At 73.8% G+C, this 18,485-nt stretch carries 12 protein-coding genes; 5 read left to right on the top strand and 7 right to left on the bottom strand.

Annotated features, from left to right (window positions below; translation table 11 throughout):
- Window positions 1–29: 29 nt before the first annotated feature.
- The 5 genes from ACIQMV_RS28575 to ACIQMV_RS28555 all read right to left on the bottom strand — a co-directional run bounded on the left by ACIQMV_RS28575 (window position 30) and on the right by ACIQMV_RS28555 (window position 9,816).
- Window positions 30–1,622, bottom strand: coding sequence for a VWA domain-containing protein (locus ACIQMV_RS28575; RefSeq protein ID WP_402596232.1), 1,593 nt, complete (start codon window positions 1,620–1,622; stop codon window positions 30–32).
- Window positions 1,623–1,668: 46 nt separating this feature from the next.
- Complete coding sequence (locus ACIQMV_RS28570; protein ID WP_402596231.1) at window positions 1,669–4,263, bottom strand: hypothetical protein; 2,595 nt, start codon at window positions 4,261–4,263, stop codon at window positions 1,669–1,671.
- 36 nt (window positions 4,264–4,299) lie between these two features.
- On the bottom strand, window positions 4,300–5,715 hold the full coding sequence (locus ACIQMV_RS28565; RefSeq protein WP_402596230.1) for a hypothetical protein: 1,416 nt from the start codon (window positions 5,713–5,715) through the stop codon (window positions 4,300–4,302).
- 99 nt (window positions 5,716–5,814) lie between these two features.
- Complete coding sequence (locus ACIQMV_RS28560) at window positions 5,815–7,671, bottom strand: hypothetical protein (protein ID WP_402596229.1); 1,857 nt, start codon at window positions 7,669–7,671, stop codon at window positions 5,815–5,817.
- Window positions 7,672–8,028: 357 nt separating this feature from the next.
- Window positions 8,029–9,816 (bottom strand): serine hydrolase, encoded by a 1,788-nt coding sequence (locus tag ACIQMV_RS28555; protein WP_402596228.1) that lies wholly within the window; start codon window positions 9,814–9,816, stop codon window positions 8,029–8,031.
- 193 nt (window positions 9,817–10,009) lie between these two features.
- Here ACIQMV_RS28555 and ACIQMV_RS28550 point away from each other — a divergent pair, with 193 nt between their 5' ends.
- From ACIQMV_RS28550 to ACIQMV_RS28530, 5 genes are all read left to right on the top strand, one after another.
- Window positions 10,010–11,509 carry an acyl-CoA synthetase gene (locus ACIQMV_RS28550; RefSeq protein WP_402596227.1) on the top strand — a complete coding sequence of 500 codons (1,500 nt, stop codon included), beginning with the start codon at window positions 10,010–10,012 and terminating at the stop codon, window positions 11,507–11,509.
- Window positions 11,506–12,102, top strand: coding sequence for a GNAT family N-acetyltransferase (locus ACIQMV_RS28545; RefSeq protein ID WP_401774374.1), 597 nt, complete (start codon window positions 11,506–11,508; stop codon window positions 12,100–12,102). Before ACIQMV_RS28550 ends, ACIQMV_RS28545 begins: the two co-directional genes overlap by 4 nt.
- Window positions 12,103–12,197: 95 nt before the next feature.
- Window positions 12,198–12,440, top strand: coding sequence for a DUF397 domain-containing protein (locus ACIQMV_RS28540; RefSeq protein WP_402596226.1), 243 nt, complete (start codon window positions 12,198–12,200; stop codon window positions 12,438–12,440).
- A gap of 124 nt (window positions 12,441–12,564) precedes the next feature.
- Window positions 12,565–13,467, top strand: coding sequence for a universal stress protein (locus ACIQMV_RS28535; RefSeq protein ID WP_402596225.1), 903 nt, complete (start codon window positions 12,565–12,567; stop codon window positions 13,465–13,467).
- An 803-nt stretch (window positions 13,468–14,270) separates the two neighbouring features.
- Entirely contained in the window at window positions 14,271–14,768 is a 498-nt protein-coding gene (locus ACIQMV_RS28530) for a hypothetical protein (RefSeq protein ID WP_141364343.1), read from the top strand.
- A gap of 76 nt (window positions 14,769–14,844) precedes the next feature.
- Here the strand turns inward: ACIQMV_RS28530 and ACIQMV_RS28525 are convergent, their stop codons facing one another.
- The gene (locus ACIQMV_RS28525) at window positions 14,845–16,824 is read right to left on the bottom strand and encodes an N-acetylmuramoyl-L-alanine amidase (RefSeq protein ID WP_402596224.1); all 1,980 of its coding nucleotides are present in this window, start codon (window positions 16,822–16,824) and stop codon (window positions 14,845–14,847) included.
- Window positions 16,825–17,148: 324 nt separating this feature from the next.
- The gene (locus ACIQMV_RS28520) at window positions 17,149–18,288 is read right to left on the bottom strand and encodes an aminoglycoside phosphotransferase family protein (RefSeq protein ID WP_402596223.1); all 1,140 of its coding nucleotides are present in this window, start codon (window positions 18,286–18,288) and stop codon (window positions 17,149–17,151) included.
- Window positions 18,289–18,485: the final 197 nt, after the last annotated feature.

Genomic DNA, 18,485 nt, shown 5'->3' with positions numbered 1-18,485 from the left:
CCGTTCCGTGGCGCCCGGCTGGGAGGGGGTCACTGAAGGACGACCGCCTCGTTCTCTGTCGCGTGGGAGAAGCCGATGCCGCACAGCACGGTGGACTTGCCCAGCTCGCAGGTGCCGGTGTCGCGCAGCCGCTCCCCGCCCGCGCGCGGGGCGTCGCGTTCGCACCGCACGACGAGGACCGGGCGTCCGGCCTCCTGCCGGCCGCGTACGGTGACCCTGGCCCGCACCTGCCCGGCGTCCGTCTCCTGGGTGACCTCCCGGCCGTGCAGCGGGATCGTCTGGCGGTTCCCGGTCCGCAGGTCGGTGACGACCAGGAACCCGCTCAGCTCGGGGTTGCGCCTCCGGTGGACGTGCCAGACGAGGGCGGAGCCCAGCAGCAGGACGAGCAGCACGAGGGGGTAGAGCCAGCCGGGCGGGCGGCCGGGCACCGTGCCCCGCAGGTCCAGCGTGGTGACGACCGGCTCGCCGGTGGAGAACGTCGACTCGCCGAGGGAGCCGCGGACCGTCGTCGTCCACGCCGAGGAGATCTCGGCGCGCAGACCCACCCGCGCCTGGAAGTCGCGGGAGCCGGGGACGAGGCTGAACCGGGGCTCCTGACGCCAGGTCAGCGTCATCGGCACGGTCTTCTTCTCACCCGGACGCAGGGTGACGGGAGCGGTCGGCCCGGCCGGGGTCGACTGCGGACCGCCGGCGCCCCCGGTGGTCGTCAGCCGGACGGTCAGCGGCACGTGCCGGGCCTTCGACTCCAGCGTCACCCGCAGCGTCCGGGTGCGGACACCGGTACGGTCCCCGGTGCCCACGGTGACGTGTTCGCCACCCGCCCCGCGCACCCCCTCGCCGGCGACCGACACGGTGACCGTGCCGCCCTGGTCGGCGCGGAGCAGGGACACCGCCTTCTGCGCGCGGACCTGGTCCTTGGCGGCGCTGAGCTGCGAGCCGAGGGCCGTGGGGTCGACCGGCAGGATCCTCGGGGCGCCGAAGGCGTTGCCGAGGACGTCGGAGACCCCGGTGCCCTCGGCGAGCGGAAGCCCGTAGCCCATGATCTTGCGGTCCGCGCCCAGCGCGGCGTAGCGCGACTTCAGCCGCTGCCAGGCCGTGCTGCCCGGACGGGCGTAAGGGCTGCCCGGCGCGTTGACGGCGCCGTCGGTGAGCATCAGCACCGCGCCGACCGGGGCCGCGCTGTGGTCGAGCTGGTCGGCGGCGGCGTCCAGCGCGGCGCCGTGGTCGCTCGCCGACTCCTGGGCGGACTGGGGGAGTTCCCTGGTGAACAGGCCGTCCGTGCGGTTCGCCGGGGACATCGGGTGGACGACGCCGGTCGCCCGGCCGATGGTGACGACGGCGACCTGGTCGGCGGGCGTCAGCGAGTCGAGGAAGTCGACCAGGCGCCGCTTGACCGTGGTGTAGAGCGGTACGCCGTCGGGGCCCCGGTCCTGCATGGAGCTGGAGACGTCGACGAGGACGACGTAGGCCGCCGGGACGTCGTCGACCTTCAGCGCGCGGTAGATGTCGTCGCGCGGCGCCGGTGGGTCCGCGGCCGCGGCGGGCGCCGCGCCGCTCAGAGCCAGCAGGAAGGTGAGGGTGAGCAGCGCGGCTCGGTGGGCCGTGGCCCGGGTGGTGGGCATGAGGTGGTGTCCCCCTGGGGTCGTGCGCGGTGGGGTCGTGCGTCGTTCAGGTACGGGTGCGGGCGGCGAGGGAGTCGAGCTTGCGCAGCCGGGCGATCTCCCGGTCGCACTGCCGGCTCTGCCGGTCGAGTTCGTCCTTCAGGCGTGCCTGCCTGCCGATCGCGTGATCGCGGTAGTGCGACCAGATCCGGTGGCCCGTACTGCCCCGGATGAGGGCGAGTTCCAGGTGCTCGCGCTCCTCGGCGGCGCGGCCGGTCGCGTCGTACGAGGTCCAGGCCAGCTCGTACGCCTCGAGCAGGGCGAGGACGCGTTCGCCGACGCGTCCGTGGGCGGCCCAGGCCTGGAGGGCCGCGGCGAGCTGGTCGTTCTCCGCGCCCGTCCGTCGTGCCGCGCAGGCCTGCACGGCCAGCTTCTCGCAGTCCTCCGGGATGCCCGAGCAGCGCGCCGCCAGGCGATAGACCTCGCGCAGGGCGATCACGGGCCGCAGCCGGGGCAGGCGGTCGGCGATGCGCGGGAGCCACCGCTGGTCCTCGGGCGTCTCGCGCCAGTGCGGCGCCTCGGTGGCGAGCCGGTGCACGGCGTCGAGGACGATCCGCGGGCAGGGGTCGGGCCAGTCCGACAGGCGCAGGGTGAGGTCGCGGCCGGCCTGTCCCGGACCGGCACCGGTGGTCCTGTCGACCGACAGGGCCTGGTCGAGCAGGAGGTGGACCACGGTGGTCGCGTGCTGCTGCGCGGGGCGTGGGTGGAGCGCCGCCCGCAGGGCCGAGACATAGGTGTCGACCCGTCCCGAGGGGCCCGCGGCGCCGGGCTGCGGCGCCGCGGCGGCCAGGGTGAGGAAGCCCGACGGAGGCAGGCCGGCCAGGAGGCACAGCACGTCCCAGTGGGCCGCGGTCTCCGGCCGCATCCGGGCGGGCGGCCGGTCCAGAGTGCGCCGGAGCGGCGAGTGGGTCGGGGCGTCGTCCGCCGTGGAGGGGGAGCGGAGTACACAGCCGAGGAGCCCCTGGAAGAAGCCGGGCAGCAGGACCTCGTCGACGGCTCCGCAGACGACCGCGCCCTCCAGCAGACGTGCCGCCGCCTCGGGGTGGCTCACGGCCCACTTCCTGTCGGCCTCGGCCGGTCCGGTGCCGGAACTCAACAGGGCGTACAGCAGCGGGAGTTCCGGGCTGCCTGCGATGTCCGTCCGGCGTTCGGGCCCGGCTTCGCCGCACAGCCACCGCAGCCAGGCGCGGACGAGGACGCCCGGGTCGGTCTGTTCGTACAGGGCCCGGACCAGGCCGCCCGCCAGGCCGGGGACCTGACGCAGCATGGACTGCGTGAAGCGCATGGTGCCCTCGGTGAACGGAGCGACGGCGGGCAGCAGCCGCTCGGTCACGGGATCCGGCACGCCCTGCGGGCAGCGGGCCCGGACCTCGTCCATGACGCCGGCCAGGACTTCGTCCAGGGGATCCAGGCTCCGCCCGGTGGAGGTGAGGGCGGCGCGCATGTTCTCGAAGTCGCGGCGGGCCACGTCCGTCCGCCCGTGCAGCAGATCGTCGAAGAGCTGGTCGCGGAAGGCCTGGGAGACGACGGGGCTCGACATCAGGGGCGCCAGGGCCTCCATTCCGGTGTCCGGGTCCGTCAGCGCCTTCCCCGCGAGGACGGCGAGCGCTCCGGTGCTGATCCCGGGCGTGCGCAGGGCCTGGTTGATCCGGTCGGCGCCCACCTCCTGGCCCTCGGAGACGGCCTGGACGACCGCCAGCGAGGGGTCCAGGGCCTCCAGTACCTCCAGCGCCCGCGCGTGCGCCTCGGGCCCCGAGATGTCCAACGGCTCGCGGACGTCGGCCAGATGCCGGACGACGGCGTCGCCGCCGTGCGCGGTCCAGTTCTCGATGAGCAGGTCGTGGTAGCTGCGCGCCTGCGGGGACAGCTCGCCGAGATCGGGCAGTTCGCCGCTCAGGGTCAGGCCGGTCGCCCCGGGGGAGCCGTCGGCGTCACCCCAGTACAGCCGCATGGGCACCTCGGAGCCCGAGGACGTCGAGCTGGCCGCGGACAGGGTGCTGCGCATGCCGAAGGGCAGCAGGGCGGCCACGGAGTCCAGGACGCGCAGCAGTTGGAACGGCTCGTGGTGGCGGTCGCCCGTCACCGCCACCGGGCCGTCCAGCAGATGGGCCGCGGCGGCCGCCAGCCACCGGGTGAGCTCCGAGACCCGGGGGGTGATGTTGGCGCTGACATCGGTGACCAGCAGGTCCTCCTCGCGGAAGGCGAGGTGCGCGGGTCCGGCGCCGGCGCCGGACAGGCCCGCGGCCGCGGTGTGGGCGGCCCGGGCCAGCGCGCACCAGCCGATGCCCGCCGCCCCGATCGCCGCGTAGGGGACGGCGAAGTGGTTGATCCGGTAGATCGCACGGTTGCTGCCGTCCACGCCGTCCGTGCCGTCCAGCAGGAAGACCCCGACCGTGCCGGCCCCGTCCGGGCCCCTGGCGCATCCGATGGTGATCCACGGCAACGGGTCGCCGGGCTCCGGAGTACCCGGCGACCAGTGGTGGACGGCGGCGTTGAACTCGGCGCTGCGGCCGGGCGGGTGGGCGGCGAGAACCCCGTATCCGCTGCTGGTGTGGGGCTCCTTGCCCCACAGGGCCCAGTCGGCGATCAGCCCCGGTGCCATGGCGTGTCCTTCCTCATGCGGGTGTTCGGTGCCGGATCAGGAATGCGTCGGGCCGAAGCCCCGCAGGAAGAGGAACGGTTCGAGGACGTTGACGGGCCTGGGCGGCGCCACGAAGCGCACGCTGTCCTCGACGTGGTTGATCAGGTACGGGTTCTCGAAGTCGAACCCCCGCTCGGGGTCGACCCAGAAACCGACGGCGGAGCAGACGAAGTAGCCGACACGCTCGGGTGCGAAGAACTGCTCGATCTGCTGCCGGATCTCGTGCAGGCTGCCGTGCGGGAACGCGTGGCACAACCCGTCGAACAGCCGCTTGGCATCCATGACCTCGGGTTGTCCGGTACGGGGGTTGACCCGGACGTTGCCCTGCTCGCAGGCGAAGCGGAAGACCCGGTCGTCGTCGAACTTCGCCAGGCACACGGCGATGCTGTGCGGCAGGAAGTTGCCCTGGCGCTCACGGCGCATGTTGATCTCGGTGGCCACCCCGCCGAGGACGTCGGTGAAGAAGTCCGCGTTCTGCCGGGCGTCCTTGGTCACCGGTCCGTCGTCGCCGTTGACCTGCCACTCGCGGACGGGATCGACCACGTAGACCATGGCCCGCGAGGCGCCGAGGTCCTTGATCAGCCTGCTTCCGTAGGCGGCCCCGGTCTGCGAGCGCAGGTCGAACGCCTCCCCGGGCAGGTCGCGGACGGTGACCTTGAACTCCGTCAGGTCGCGTCCGCGGTCGCCGCCGCGCCGGAAGAGTCTGCGTCCGGCGCGGGAGAAGCGGGTCCCGGTGAGGTCCCCGGCCAGCGTGAAGCGGACCGGGCGCTGCTCGGTCAGCGTCGCGTTGGGGAACTTGCGCTCGCGGTACAGGAGACGCGCCAGGTCGCCCAGGAACTTCTGGGAGGCGTGGTCGTCCGGATAGATGGTCCACTTTCCGTACAGCGGGTCCTGAACGGCCCGGGAGAGGGCGGCCAGCAGCGTGGACTTGCCGCTCTGCATACCGCCCCAGAGGGTGATCGTCGACTCGGGCGAGGAGGTCCGGTCCTCCGGCTCCTGCGGGGCCGCGTCCTGCTTCTCGCGCTGCTCCGCGGCCGCCCCCTTCCGGCCGGACTTGGCGGGCTTGGCGGGTTTGTCGGCGCGTGCGGGCGCGGCCGGCTCGTCCAGCTTCTCCAGGAAGACGCTGGGCAGCGCCTCGTCCTCCGGCGCGGACCGGGGCGCGGGCGCGGTGGACGGGCGCGCCCGGTCCTTCCGCGCGCCCGGGTTTCCCGGACGGGGGCGAGGGGGCGCGGTTCCGGTGCCGGCCGCGGAACCGGCGGGCGGGGCGGCGGTCGGCGGTGGGGGCAGGGCCGCCAGGCCCCCGACGAGGGTGGACCGGCCCAGGACGTCCAACGGCCCCTGCTCCCGGTCCTGTTGCCTGCGGTCCGGTTCGGCGTCCTTGGCGCGCTCGGACCGCGCGTCGTCGTCGACCATGGATGTGCTCCCGCTTGACGGGCGGCGGATGTCGTCCGCCGCACGGTGGTGGTCCGGTCCGCGCGTGCGCGCGCAACCGGTGTGTGGGTGAGGTCCTCGTCAGCCGGCCACGGCGTGCTGCCAGTCGGCGGCCGTGCCGTCGGCGACGACCAGCCGGATCGGCGCGCCGTCCCGGGGCAGGCACAGCGCGGGTGCGGCGACGGCGGCGGCGATCTGCCGCGGATCGTGCCCCGCGATGAACCGCCCCTCGGTGCCGAACGCGCCCCAGGCGTGGTCGGCCCAGTGCGCCAGGTGGGGTTCGCCCACCAGCTCGTCCATCCAGGCCGGTTCGTCCACGACCGCCACGCAGGCGACGCCCTCGTGGCGGCGTGCCGCGTCCAGTTCGGCCTGCCAGTCCAGCCGGTCGGGGCAGATGCGTACGGGGGCGCCGCGCCGCAGGACCTGGGGCGGGCGGGCCCGCGGGTGCGGCGGCCGGGAGCCGATGACGAGCAGCACCCGGTGGCTGTCGGTGCGCCACTGGTGGCGCCACCCGGGCAGTTCCCCGGGCACGTGCTCCAGCCCGGTGGCGAAGTCGTGCCGCAGGGGGCAGGGGCGCCAGGACTCCAGCGCCCGTGCCGCGTCCGGCGCCGCCGACATCCCCACCCGGTGCACGACGGGGTCGTGGTCGCGAGGCCGGTGGAGCGGGTCGTGGTCGCGGTAGCCGATCAGGCCCACCCGGAGCGTGTCCTCGCCGCCGACGGCGTCCTGTACGGCGGTGACGACGGCCGCGGCCTCCTGAAGGCGCTCCTCGACCGCGATGCCCCCGTCGGCCTGCGGACCGGAGACCTCCACGGCGACCATCAGGTCGACCGGGCAGGGCCGGGAGAGCTGCCGGGGGGTGCTGGAGGCCAGCGCGGTCCAGGGGGAGGTCTCGGGTTCGTGGTGGCCGTCGTAGCCCAGTTCCACCCGGCTTCTTCCACGCAGGGAGTAGGACAGCGTGGTCCGGGAGCCGGGCGGCAGTTCGGGCCGGTCGATGCGCAGCGAGCGCCACCGGGACGCCGGTTCGTCCCGCCCGGCGGAGACGACGGCGGCGACGCTCTCGCCGGTGGTCGCGCCGGGCGGTGGCGCGGTGACCGGCACCCGTACGACGGGTCCCGCGGCGGTGCGGTCGTCCGCGCGGCTGCCCGCGGGGAACAGCGGCCGGCGCACCAGGTCCACCGTCCCCGAGGCGCCGTCGACTTGGGCGGCGGCGAGCCACACCGTGGTGCGCAGCGGCAGTTCGGCCGTCAGGTCCTCCGGTGCCAGGGGCCAGTGCGCGGGCAGCCGCAGGCACAGCAGCGCGCCCGACTGTGCCCGAACCGCCTCCGCCGCCCGCTCCAGCGGCTGCCAGCCGGCGGCCCTGACGGCGAGCACGAGCGGCTCCGTCGCGTCGCGGTGCGTGCTCCTCACGAAGGCGGCCAGGGAGCTCCGCAGGGCGGCGCCCACCCCGGCCGCGGCGTCGTCCGCACCGCCGGCGAGCAGGAACAGGCGGCTCGGCCGCTCCTGCGGGAGCGCCGCGGACACGGGGGCCAGTTCCGTCCAGGACGTCTCGGCCAGCCGGATCGGCTCCGGACCGGTCGCGCCGGGGGCGTAGGCCAGCCGGTGCAGGCGCAGCCGCTCACAGCCGACCTCCAGGACGTCCAGGGCCGGTAAGTCGCCGGAGGCGAGGCGGGTGAGCACCCATCCCAGGCCCGCCCGTGACCGCCTGGCACGCTCCTGGGCGAGCACGTCCTCCCAGGCGGACCGCCAGGCGGGCGGCGGGGCCGCCGCGGACAGGAGCCGCGCCACCGCGTACCGGTCGGGCGGCGCCGGCCGGTCGCTCCGCTCGCCGTCCTGTTCCGTGTCGCGCGCGGCGGGCCCGCCGGCCAGCAGGTCCGCGACGCGGAGCGCGGCCCGAAGGTCGGCCGGCCGCACCTTCGCACCGTGGTCCGACTGCACTGTTCCTCACCCCCCGATACGGTCGCCGGCGCCCGCGGGGGCGGCCGGCGACCGCTGTTGCACGTGAATCAGGCATGGAACGGCCCTGACACAGAGGTCACTGAGGCAGCCACGACTGATCGCAGAACCCGGAATCCCCCATCCGGTTGCGGATTCACATTATCGCCCGCTGTGCGGATGGGACCCGTATTCGTGAGCTTTTATTTCCGTCGCTGCCGTGCTGGTGGGGGGCTGGAAGGAATCTGAAAGGAACCTGAAAGAAAGGCAGGGGAATGAGGTTTGTCTTTTTCTGTTGTCGACGGTTTTCCGGGTGCGGGAAAGCTGGAATTGATCGAATTCGATCGGGTGTCGATCTCCTCAGTCCGCGGAGGCCGTCCAGCCCTTCGCCTCGATCCGGGCCGAGTCCGTCGGGCGCGCCTCGTCGAACAGGACGGCGCGGCCGGTCTCGACCCGCTGGGCATCGACGTAGGCGCCGCGGCCCACGTACAGGCGGTCGGTCGTGTACCGCCAGCGCAGGGTCAGCCGTCCGGCCGCCGGGAGGCCGGCCGTGAGCCCGTGCCAGACCCGGCCCGAGTAGCCGGTGGCGGTGCCCGTGGGGTGCGGCTCCGGCTCCTCGCCCCGGCGCGTGGTGGTGAACGGCACCGGCTGCCAGGTGGCGCCCCCGTCCGTCGTGCACTCCAGGACGAGCACGTCCGACCCGGGCTCGGTGTCCCACCACAGGTCGCACCGCAGCCGGGCGCCGCCCGCGGAGGTGTCGAGCGCGGGGAGGGCCAGAGTCGCCGTCGTGGCGCTCGCCATCCCGGAGAACCACGCCGTGCGGCCCCGCGTCGGCCGGACCGGTACGGCCCGTGCCAGGTCGTTGCCGGTGGCGACGCGCGGAGCGGAGCCGGAACGCCAGTTGCGCACCGGGTGAACGGAGTTGCCGAGGACGACCAGGAACGAGTCGGTGGTCGGGTCGAGGACCAGCGACGTGCCCGTGAAGCCGGTGTGCCCCGCGGTGCGCGGAGTGGCCATCGCGCCCATGTACCAGTGCTGGTGCAGCTCGAAGCCCAGGCCGTGCTCGTTGCCGGGAAAGGCGGTGTTGAAGTCGGTGAACATCAGCTCCACCGACTCGGGCCGCAGGATGCGGGTACGCCCGTACGCGCCGCCGTTGAGCAGCGTACGGCCCAGGACCGCGAGGTCCCACGCGCACGAGAACACGCCCGCGTGCCCGGCCACACCGCCGAGGCTGAAGGCGTTCTCGTCGTGCACCTCGCCCCACACCAGACCGCGGTCCAGGCCCGACCAGGGCTTGCGGGCATCCTCGGTGGCCGCGATCCGCGGCTTCCAGGAGGCGGGCGGGTTGTAGCGCGTGCGGTCGAGACCCAGCGGCCCGGTGATCCGCTCGTGCAGCAGGGTGTCCAGGGCGCGCCCGGTGACCGCCTCCAGGACCAGCTGCATGGAGATCATGTTCAGGTCCGAGTACAGGTACGCGGTGCCGGGCGGGTTGATCGGCGCCTCGTTCCAGACGAGTTCCAGCTTCCGCTCGTACGTCGGCGCGTCGTACAGCGGGATCCAGGCCCGGAATCCCGAGGTGTGGGTGAGGAGTTGGCGGATGGTGACGTCCTGCTTGCCCGCGCGCCCGAACTCCGGGAGGTAGGACGCGACCCTGCCCTCCAGCTCCAGCGTGCCCCGCTCGAGTTCCTGCACCGCGAGCATCGAGGTGAACAGCTTGGAGACCGAGGCCAGGTCGAAGACGGTGTCCCGGGTCATCGGGATCCGCCGGTCCGCCGGGAACTCCACAGCGGTGTCGGTCTTCTCGTCGTACGCCGAGTAGCGCACCGCCATGCCGATCGGCTCGTGCAGCGCCACGGTGCCGCCGCGCCCGGCGAGCAGCACGGCACCCGCGTACCAGGGATGTGCGGGGGACGGGCCGAGGAACGCCTCGGCGTCCTCAACGAGTTGGCGCAGCGGGGCGGCGAGCAGGCCGGCCCGCTCGGGGGATCCGTGCCGCAGGGTGGGGCTGCCGTTCGCCGGGGCGGCGGCGGCCGGGCCCGCGGGCAGGGCCGCGAGCGCGAAAGCCCCGCCCAACGCCATTGTCTCCAAACCCAGTTGGCGGCGGGTCAGCCCGCCCGCTCTTCTGCCTGCCGCGTCGTCGCTCGTCATGAGGCCTCCCGCCCACCGTCTGAAAGTATCTTTCGGGGATGGTCGTGTGCGGTGAAACTTTCGTGTCAGGCGGGGGCTGTGTCAACGGTGCGTGCCCTCCCGGAGCGATCTGATGGCACGTCAACTAACCTCGGGTGGGCGGAATCACGGTGATTCTTGACCTCTCGCCGCGCCGTACCCAGGATCATCTGTCATGACGCCTGGACACGGCAGTACGGTCGACGGAGTCCTGCGGCGCAGCGCCCGCCGCACCCCGGCACGCGTCGCCGTCGAGTACGGCGAGCGCTCCTGGACGTACGCCGAACTCGACGACGCCGTCTCCCGCGCGGCGAACGTCCTGCTCGGCCAGGGCCTCGCCCCCGGCGACCGGGTCGCCTCCTACGGCCACAACTCCGACGCCTACCTGATCGGCTTCCTCGCCTGCGCCCGCGCGGGCCTGGTGCACGTGCCCGTCAACCAGAGCCTCACCGGCGACGACCTCGCGTACATCGTCGGCCAGTCCGGCAGCGCCCTGGTCCTCACGGACCCGGATCTGGCCGTTCGGCTCCCGGCCACCGCGAGGGCGTTGCCCCTGCGGGACGCCGGGGACTCGCTGCTCGCCCGGCTGCCGTCCACGCCGCCGTACGACGGCGCCGAACCGCGCTCCGAGGACCTCGTGCAGCTGCTGTACACCTCGGGCACCACCGCCCTGCCCAAGGGCGCGATGATGACCCACCGGGCACTGGTCCACGCGTACCTGAGCGCGATCACCGCACTCGACCTCAGCGCGGGGGACCGCCCCGTCCACGCGCTGCCCCTCTACCACTCCGCGCAGATGCACGTGTTCCTGCTGCCGTACCTCGCCGTGGGCGCGACGAACATCGTCCTCGACGCGCCCGACGGCGACCGGATCCTCGACCTGGTCGAGGCCGGGCGCGCGGACAGCCTGTTCGCCCCGCCCACGGTCTGGATCGGGCTGGCCGACCGCCCCGACTTCGCCACCCGCGACCTCGGCGGACTGCGCAAGGCGTACTACGGCGCGTCGATCATGCCGGTGCCGGTCCTGGAACGCCTCCGGGAACGCCTGCCGGAACTCGCCTTCTACAACTGCTTCGGCCAGAGCGAGATCGGCCCCCTGGCCATGGTGCTCGGACCCGACGAGCACAAGGGCCGCATGGACTCCTGCGGCCGGCCGGTGCTCTTCGTGGACGCCCGCGTCGTCGACGAGGACGGCAAGGACGTCCCCGACGGCACACCCGGCGAAATCGTCTACCGCTCACCGCAGTTGTGCCAGGGCTACTGGGACAGGCCCGAGGAGACCGCGGAGGCGTTCCGCGAGGGCTGGTTCCGCTCCGGCGACCTCGCCGTGCGCGATCCGCACGGATACCACACGGTCGTCGACCGGGTGAAGGACGTCATCAACTCCGGCGGCGTACTGGTGGCTTCGCGCCAGGTCGAGGACGTTCTGTACGCTCATCCGCAGGTCGCCGAGGCGGCCGTGGTCGGCCTTCCCGACGAGCGGTGGATCGAGGCCGTCACCGCGTTCGTCGTCCCCCGCGGCGACGTCACCGAGGCCGAACTGATCGCCCACGCCCGCGAGAAGCTGGCGTCGTTCAAGGCTCCCAAGAAAGTGATCTTCGTGGAAGAACTGCCGCGCAACGCCAGCGGGAAGATCCTCAAGAGGGAACTGCGTGACCGGTTCGGTGCGCGGTGACGGCGTACCCGTCGGCGGAGGCCACCCCCGGCACCCCCGCGCTGACCCTGCGCCCCTGGCGCGCGGCGGACGCCGCCGACCTGGTCGCGACGTACCGGGACGAGACACTGCGCCGCTGGGCGGGTCCGGCCGTGGACGACGAGACCGGCGCGGCCCGGTGGATCCGGGAGCGGCAACGGGACTGGGAGACGGGGGACCGCTTCGCGTTCGCCGTCCTGGAGGAACAGGGCCCCGACGGGCACGAGGACCGGGAGGGGCCCGAGGCGCGCGAGCGGTTGGTGGGCCACGCCGTCGTCAAGGGCCTCCGCCCCGGTGCCCCGTCCGCCGAGGTGGGCTACTGGACCGCGGCGCACGCGCGCGGCAGGGGAGTGGCCCCGCGGGCCCTGCTGGCCCTGACCGACTGGACCTTCGCCCTGTTCGCGGACCGGGGACCGACCCGGCTGGAGCTGCTGCACCAGGTGGACAACACGGCCTCCTGCCGGGTCGCGCGGAAATGCGGCTACGAGCAGGCCGGGGTCCTGCCGGCGGCGCCGCCCGACTACCCGCTCGACGGTCACCTGCACATCCGCACACGGCTTCCCGACGGGGCCTGACGCCCCTCCTGAAAAGTCCCCCTCACGTGCCCTGTTGACGCTGGGACTCGATGGCTAGGCTGACCCGCGGACGACGATTGGGGAGGAGCACGGACGTGGCCGAGAGCACTGTCCAGGAGCACCCGCTCGCGGGATGGGACAAGCCGGAACTGGATCTCAGCAGCGCGCAGTGGCAGTCCAGCAGCGGCGGGCTGGGAGATGTCCAGATCGCCTTCGTCGAGGGATTCATCGCGATGCGCAACGGCGACAGCCCGGAAAGCCCGTCCCTGATCTTCACCCCCGCGGAGTGGGGCGCGTTCATGTCAGGGGCACGGCACGGGGAGTTCGATCTCACCTGACCGGACGCGGACAGGGGGTGTTTCCCTCGTGTTCGGGGACAGGGGACCTTGAAAGCCCCGCAGGGGCCGGCGGCCGAGCGGCGCCGGGCCCGCGGGGAGGTCGCCATCCGGAGGAGAGGAACTCATGAGCACCCCACCGGTCGTCGCCGCCGTCGACGGCTCCGACGACAGTCTGCGCGCCCTGGACTGGGCCCTCGACGCCGCCCGGCGGCGCGGGGCGCCCCTGCGGGCGGTACACGTCCGTCAGTACGCGGCCCTGGCCCAGCCCGACGTCCTCGTTGCCGGACCGTCCGGCGACGACGGCGATCCGGTGCTCGACCAGGCACGCGCCCACCTGGGCGAGCGCACCTCCGGGACCGAGGTCGAGTACGCCGGTCTTGACGGGCTTCCGGGCGCGCTGCTGCCCGAACTCGGCTCCACCGCCCAGCTGTTGGTACTCGGCTCACGGGGGCGCGGCGGCTTCGCCAGCCTGCTGCTCGGCTCCAGCAGCCTGGCCGCGGCCCGCGACGCCGCGTGCCCGGTCGTCGTGGTGCCCCGGCCCGGCCGCGAGGTCCATGGCGAGACGGCGGCCGGCCCGGGGCCACGCGTGGTCGTCGGCGTCAACGTCGACAGTCCCGACGACGCCTTGCTCGACTTCGCCTTCACGGAGGCCGCCCTGCGCGGGGCCCGGCTCCAGGTGCTCGCCGCCTACCCGTGGCCGCCCCCGGCCTGGGTGGCCCCGGCGGAAGTCACCACGCTCATGGTCGACCAGGACGCCGTGGAGAGCGAGACCCGGACCCTGACCGAGGGCTTCCTCGCCCCGCACCGCGCCCGCCACCCCGACGTGCTCGCCGAGCCCCATGTGGCGCCCGGCGACGCGGCCGGCCTGCTGGTCGCCGCCTCCCGCGACGCCGGACTGGTCGTGGTCGGCCGCCACCGCCGGCGCCTGCTGGCACCGGCCCGCATGATGGGCTCCGTCACCCAGGCCGTCCTGCTGCACGCGGCGAGCCCGGTCGCGGTGGTTCCCCCGTCGCCGCCTGAGGAGTGACGGCAGCCGCTCGGGTGACGCGGCAGGGCGGCGTCCTCGGCCGGTGGCGCTGTCGCGTCGAGGGGGGCGCTGGTCACCGGGCAGCACGACAGGTTCCTGTCGCAGGGGGCGCGGTCGTGGCCGGGGGAGACCAGGAGCCGCGGCGCACTCCCGCGTTCGGGCGGTGTCGCTGTCGTCGTCGCCGTGAGAGGGGGTGACGGCGAGACCGCCTGGTCACGGCGAGCGGTTTGCCTGCCGTGAGTACGAGGCCGGACTCGCCCGGCCGGGACGCGCGGCGGTTCGCTCGGGGCCTCGCCCCGACCACCTCCGCCACGACGGCCCGCGTGGCACCCCGCCCACCGACCGCCGGGAACGAACCGAGCGGGGGGCTGGGGACCCGCCCGCGCCGCCGACCCCGCGTTCCTCGCCCCCGCGGTGCGACCTCCTCGCCCCCGCGGTGCGGCCTCCTCGCCCCCGCGGTGCGGCCTCCTCGCCCCCGCGGTGCGGCCTCCTCGCCCCCGCCGTGCGACCCGGCCCGTCGAGCGACGCCGGCACCGACCCGCCCGCGGCCCGCGCTCCCGCCATGCCCGTACCGCACCGGACCAAGAAGGCGGGGCGCACCGCAGACGCGGTGGGGCCGGCTCACACCACGGACGCAGCGGGCCCCGCCCACGCCGCTGATCGCCTTCCCGACCAGCCCCGACGGGCGCTGGTGGCGTGCCGCCACCACGCGCGGCACCGCGTGCGCGGCACCGGGTGATTCCACCCCCGGCCGGTGGCCGCCCTCACGCCACGTGGCAGGCCGGGGCACGTACCATGGCGGCATGTCGTTCCTCCGCCGCCGCAACGCCACGCCCGCCGGGCCCGACTTCGACGTCCTGGCCATGGACCCGGGCGACTGGCCCGGCAACCTGGGCGCCGGTCTGCTGCCCGCGCCCGACGGCACCTGCCAGGGCGTGTTCCTGCGTTACGACCTGTTCGGCGGCCGCGGCACCGCGATGATCATCGGCAATCTGCCCGAGGGCTCGGTCGCCCGCGAGGTCGCCGAGGGCGAGGTGCCCTTCGAGGTGGCGCAGCTGCTGCTGGCCCTGGAGAACGACGAGGAGGTCACCGTCGTCGGAAGCGAGGACATGCCCGTGCTCCAGGGCGACAACCTCCTGATCGTGCGCCGGCTGAAGCTCTCCGAGAGCCGTATCTCCTGCGTGCAGTTCGACCGCAGCGACGGCGTCCTGGTCACCATCGCCGCCTGGGACCGGCCGATCACCGACGACCTGTACGCCCTGCTCAAGCCGCTGCCCGCGGAGCTGTTCCAGCAAGGCTGACCAGGCGCCACGCGCAAGGGCCGGCCCCCACGGGACCGGCCCCTCACGTTCTCGTACGACGGACGACCTCGGCCCGCTACCGGGACGACGGCTCCACCCGTACGTCCGCGGCCCGCACGAACGCCACCCGGTGGCCGAACTGGATCTGGTAGTACATGTCCTTGCCGACCACCACCCGGTGCGACGTCGTGGTGAAGGTGGCCGAGTAGTAGTACTCACCCGGCTGCAGGCCGCCCACCACGTACTTCTGGCCCGCGAGCAGCTTGTACGGCAGCGGCGACACCGCCTGGACGGGCACGCCCGCCGGATAGGCCTCCGTCTCCGGGTAGGCCCTGCCGTACACCGGTACGCTGTCCAGCCCGGCCTTCGGCGTCACCACCGTTCCGGCCGCGTCCACCGCCGCCGGCTGCCTCGCCGGGTTCTGGAACCAGGCCTTGTGGCCCAGGTACCAGATCGCCGTCCAGTCGCCCTGCCGGCCGGCGACCGCGTACTGCTGCCCGGTCTCCACCCGCGAGGCCACGTCGTTCACGTCGATCGTCGACGGGCTGCCGTCCGGCCTGAGGCCGAGGTCCTTGATCAGCGGCGAGGAGGTGTCGGGCTGCGAGTAGAGCCGCACCTCGCTGGAGCCGTGCGCGGCGCAGGGCCGGCCGCTGGTGACGCAGCCCGTGTACTCGGGCTGGTTCGTCGCGTAGTCGGGGCGGATCGTCACCAGGCCGCCGTTCTTGCCCGCGGACGGCTCGAACGGGCGGCCCAGCAGCTTGAAGTAGTGCTGCCAGTCCCAGTACGGGCCCGGGTCGGTGTGCATGCCCGGGATGCTCGCGGAGGTCGGCCCGGGCACGGTGTCATGACCGAGGATGTGCTGCCGGTCCAGCGGGATGTCGTACTTGCGCGCGAGGTACTTCACCAGGCGCGCCGAGGACCGGTACATCGCCTCCGTGTACCAGGCGTCCGGCGAGGCGAGGAAACCTTCGTGCTCCAGGCCGATCGACTTGGCGTTGATGTACCAGTTGCCCGCGTGCCAGGCCACGTCCTTGGCCTTCACATGCTGGGCGATGTGCCCGTCGGTGGAGCGCAGCGTGTAGTTCCAGGACACATAGGTGGGGTCCTGGATCAGATTGAGGACGCCGTCCCAGCGGCCCTCCGTGTCGTGGATGACGATGTACCGGATGGACTGCGCCTTCGGCCGGTCGCCCAGGTCGTGGTTGCCGTAGTCGTCACCGCCGAACTCCTCGTAGGGCGCGGGGATCCACTCGCAGGACACCGAGGCCGGGCACTCCGTCCCCTCCGCCGAACGGTGCGGCAGGGCCGTCAGCGTCAACTGGTCGGTGCGCGGGGCGACGCCGGGCCGCGCGGCCAGGACGACCAGTTGGCCCGAATCGGTGGTGCGCCGCTCACCGGAGCGGATCACGTTGTACACGTCGTCGGCGTAGGCCGCCGCCGTCGCGCTGTCGTCCGCGCCGGAGAACCGGGCCACCGCGCCGTACCAGGCGGCCGGATCCGCGCTCAGCGGTTCGCCGAGCTTCTTCTGGGCGGCCGCCAGCAGGGCCGCGCCACCCGCGATGTTCGCCGACTCGTCCGCACGCAGCCGCGCGGCGGGGATCCCGGTCAGCCCGGCCGCCTTGGGCAGCGTCTTCAGCCGGGCGGGCACGGCTGATTCCGCCGGCGTCTTCGTCTCGGGGTGCAGGGCCGGCCGCGCGTCGTCCCCGCGCGCGTCCTCCGTGCCCTCACTGTGGTGCGGGGCTTCGGCGAGCGCGGTGCGCGCGTCGGTCAGGTGCATCGGACCGTAGCCGCCGGTCACGCTCGGGGCGCCGCTGTGCCCGTCCCAGCGCGACTGCAGATAGGACACGCCCAGCAGGACGCTGAGCGGCACGTGGTACTCGGCGGACGCGGAGGCGAACGCCCGCTGCAACCTTCCGGTGTCGTCCGTGGCGGCGCCCGCGGACGGGGTGCCGCCCAGCAGCGGCAGCAGCAGCGCCGCCGAGGCGACGACCCCCGCCGCGCTGCGCGCGCTTCTGCGTCCCGGCACGGGTCTGGGGTCGATGGCGGATCCTCGCAATGCAGCCTCCTGGGGCGCTCGGGCGTAGCGGGGCGTGCGGGGCCGGTGCGGATCAGTGGTACCGGCTGTCCGACGATCCGTCAATCATGTGCACAGCAAGGCGATTCCCCATGTCAAACGGCATCTCGGCGAGTTTCTGCACGGCACCCCCGAGGCCTGCGCGGCGTCAGTGGCTTACACCAATGGCCCCTACGGCCACTGCTCCGAAAGAGCTGAACGAGAGCCGGGCCGGGGACGGGGCGAAGAGGCGAGCGGCGGAGCTGTCAGGCATGACAAAGGACCGCGGGCACCCGGTCGATGGGTGCCCGCGGACCGTTGTCCCCGTCAGCGAGTGCCGACGGCTGCGCGTACGGCCCGGCGGGCCAGCTGGCAGTCGTCGTGGAGCCGTCGCAGCAGCAGCCGCTGTTCCTCGCCGGACGGCGCAGCACCCGGGTGGGCCGTGCCCGGTGGCGTCGGGGCCGTATCGTGCATGGAGCGCTGCACGGCCGTCTCGTAGGTGCGGATCTCCCGGGTGAGCACGAGCATCAGGTTCACCAGGAACGCGTCCCGCGTGGCCGGGCCGGCCGACTGGGCGAGCTGGCTGATCTGCCGCCGCGCCGCCGGAGCGTCCCCGAGCACCGACCACAGCGTCGCCAGGTCGTAGCCCGGCAGGTACCAGCCCGCGTGCTCCCAGTCCACCAGCACGGGGCCGGCCGGGGAGAGCAGGACGTTCGCGAGCAACGCGTCGCCGTGGCAGAACTGGCCCATGCCCTGCCGGCCCGCGGCGTGCGCGATGCCGTGCAGCAGCTTCTGCAGGTCACCCAGGTCGCGGTCGGTGAGCAGACCCAGCTCGTGGTACCGGGAGATACGGGCGGCGTAGTCCAGCGGGGCGTCGAACGTGCCCGCCGGCGGCCGCCAGGCGTTCAGCCGGCAGATCGCGCCCAGGGCAGCCCCGATGTCCGCCCGGGGCGGGGCCTCCACCGGGTGCCGTTGCAGGGCGGCCACCCGTCCCGGCGTCCGTTCGATCACCAGCGTGCAGTTGTCCGGGTCCGCCGCGATCAGCCGGGGCACCCGGACCGGCGGCCGGTGCCGGACGAACGAGCGGTATGCGGCTATTTCGTGCCGGTAGCGCTCCGCCCACGCGGGGGAGTGGTCGAGTAAGCACTTGGCGACAGCCGTGCTGCGCCCGATGGTGCCGACCAGGAGCACGGACCGCCCGCTGCGGCGCAGCACCTGCACCGGAGCGAACTCCGGACAGATCCGGTGCACCGAGGCGATCGCCGTGCGCAGTTGCGCGCCCTGCGGGCCGGACAAGTCGACTCTCCCGCTCAGCGTTTGCGTGCCGGGCCCCATGGCGTGCCGCGCCCGGCCGGCACCGAGCGGGGGGGCCGCCGGACGCAGGGGGTCGAGGTGGGGGCCGCCGGTGCCCTGACGGGTGCGCAGCGACCGGGGCGGGGCGGACACGGAGGACGATGCTGCATACATGGGGCGGGACCGATCCCTTCGTGTGCCTGATACTTCAGCGCGCTCCCGGCCCGGACGCCCGGGTGCACCCTGGGGAATGTCCCTCGGCGACCGGGTCGGGGTGGCGCGTTCCTACCTGACACCCGGTGCGCACTGGCACACCATGTGGCGCACCCTGGCGAACCCTGGCGAATAGTCGCCCGGCAAGTCGCGGCGGG

Source organism: Streptomyces sp. NPDC091412 (assembly GCF_044756885.1).
In the GTDB taxonomy this organism is placed as follows: Bacteria; Actinomycetota; Actinomycetes; order Streptomycetales; family Streptomycetaceae; genus Streptomyces.
The sequence above is the reverse complement of the archived record's forward strand: the minus strand, read 5'-3'. Positions and strand labels throughout refer to the sequence as shown.

Coding starts and splice junctions, on each gene's coding strand:
- ACIQMV_RS28530 (WP_141364343.1), top strand. CDS start 14,271: ATGTCGTTCCTCCGCCGCCGCAACGCCACGCCCGCCGGGCCCGACTTC.
- ACIQMV_RS28575 (WP_402596232.1), bottom strand. CDS start 1,622: ATGCCCACCACCCGGGCCACGGCCCACCGAGCCGCGCTGCTCACCCTC.
- ACIQMV_RS28520 (WP_402596223.1), bottom strand. CDS start 18,288: ATGTATGCAGCATCGTCCTCCGTGTCCGCCCCGCCCCGGTCGCTGCGC.
- ACIQMV_RS28565 (WP_402596230.1), bottom strand. CDS start 5,715: ATGGTCGACGACGACGCGCGGTCCGAGCGCGCCAAGGACGCCGAACCG.
- ACIQMV_RS28550 (WP_402596227.1), top strand. CDS start 10,010: ATGACGCCTGGACACGGCAGTACGGTCGACGGAGTCCTGCGGCGCAGC.
- ACIQMV_RS28570 (WP_402596231.1), bottom strand. CDS start 4,263: ATGGCACCGGGGCTGATCGCCGACTGGGCCCTGTGGGGCAAGGAGCCC.
- ACIQMV_RS28535 (WP_402596225.1), top strand. CDS start 12,565: ATGAGCACCCCACCGGTCGTCGCCGCCGTCGACGGCTCCGACGACAGT.
- ACIQMV_RS28555 (WP_402596228.1), bottom strand. CDS start 9,816: ATGACGAGCGACGACGCGGCAGGCAGAAGAGCGGGCGGGCTGACCCGC.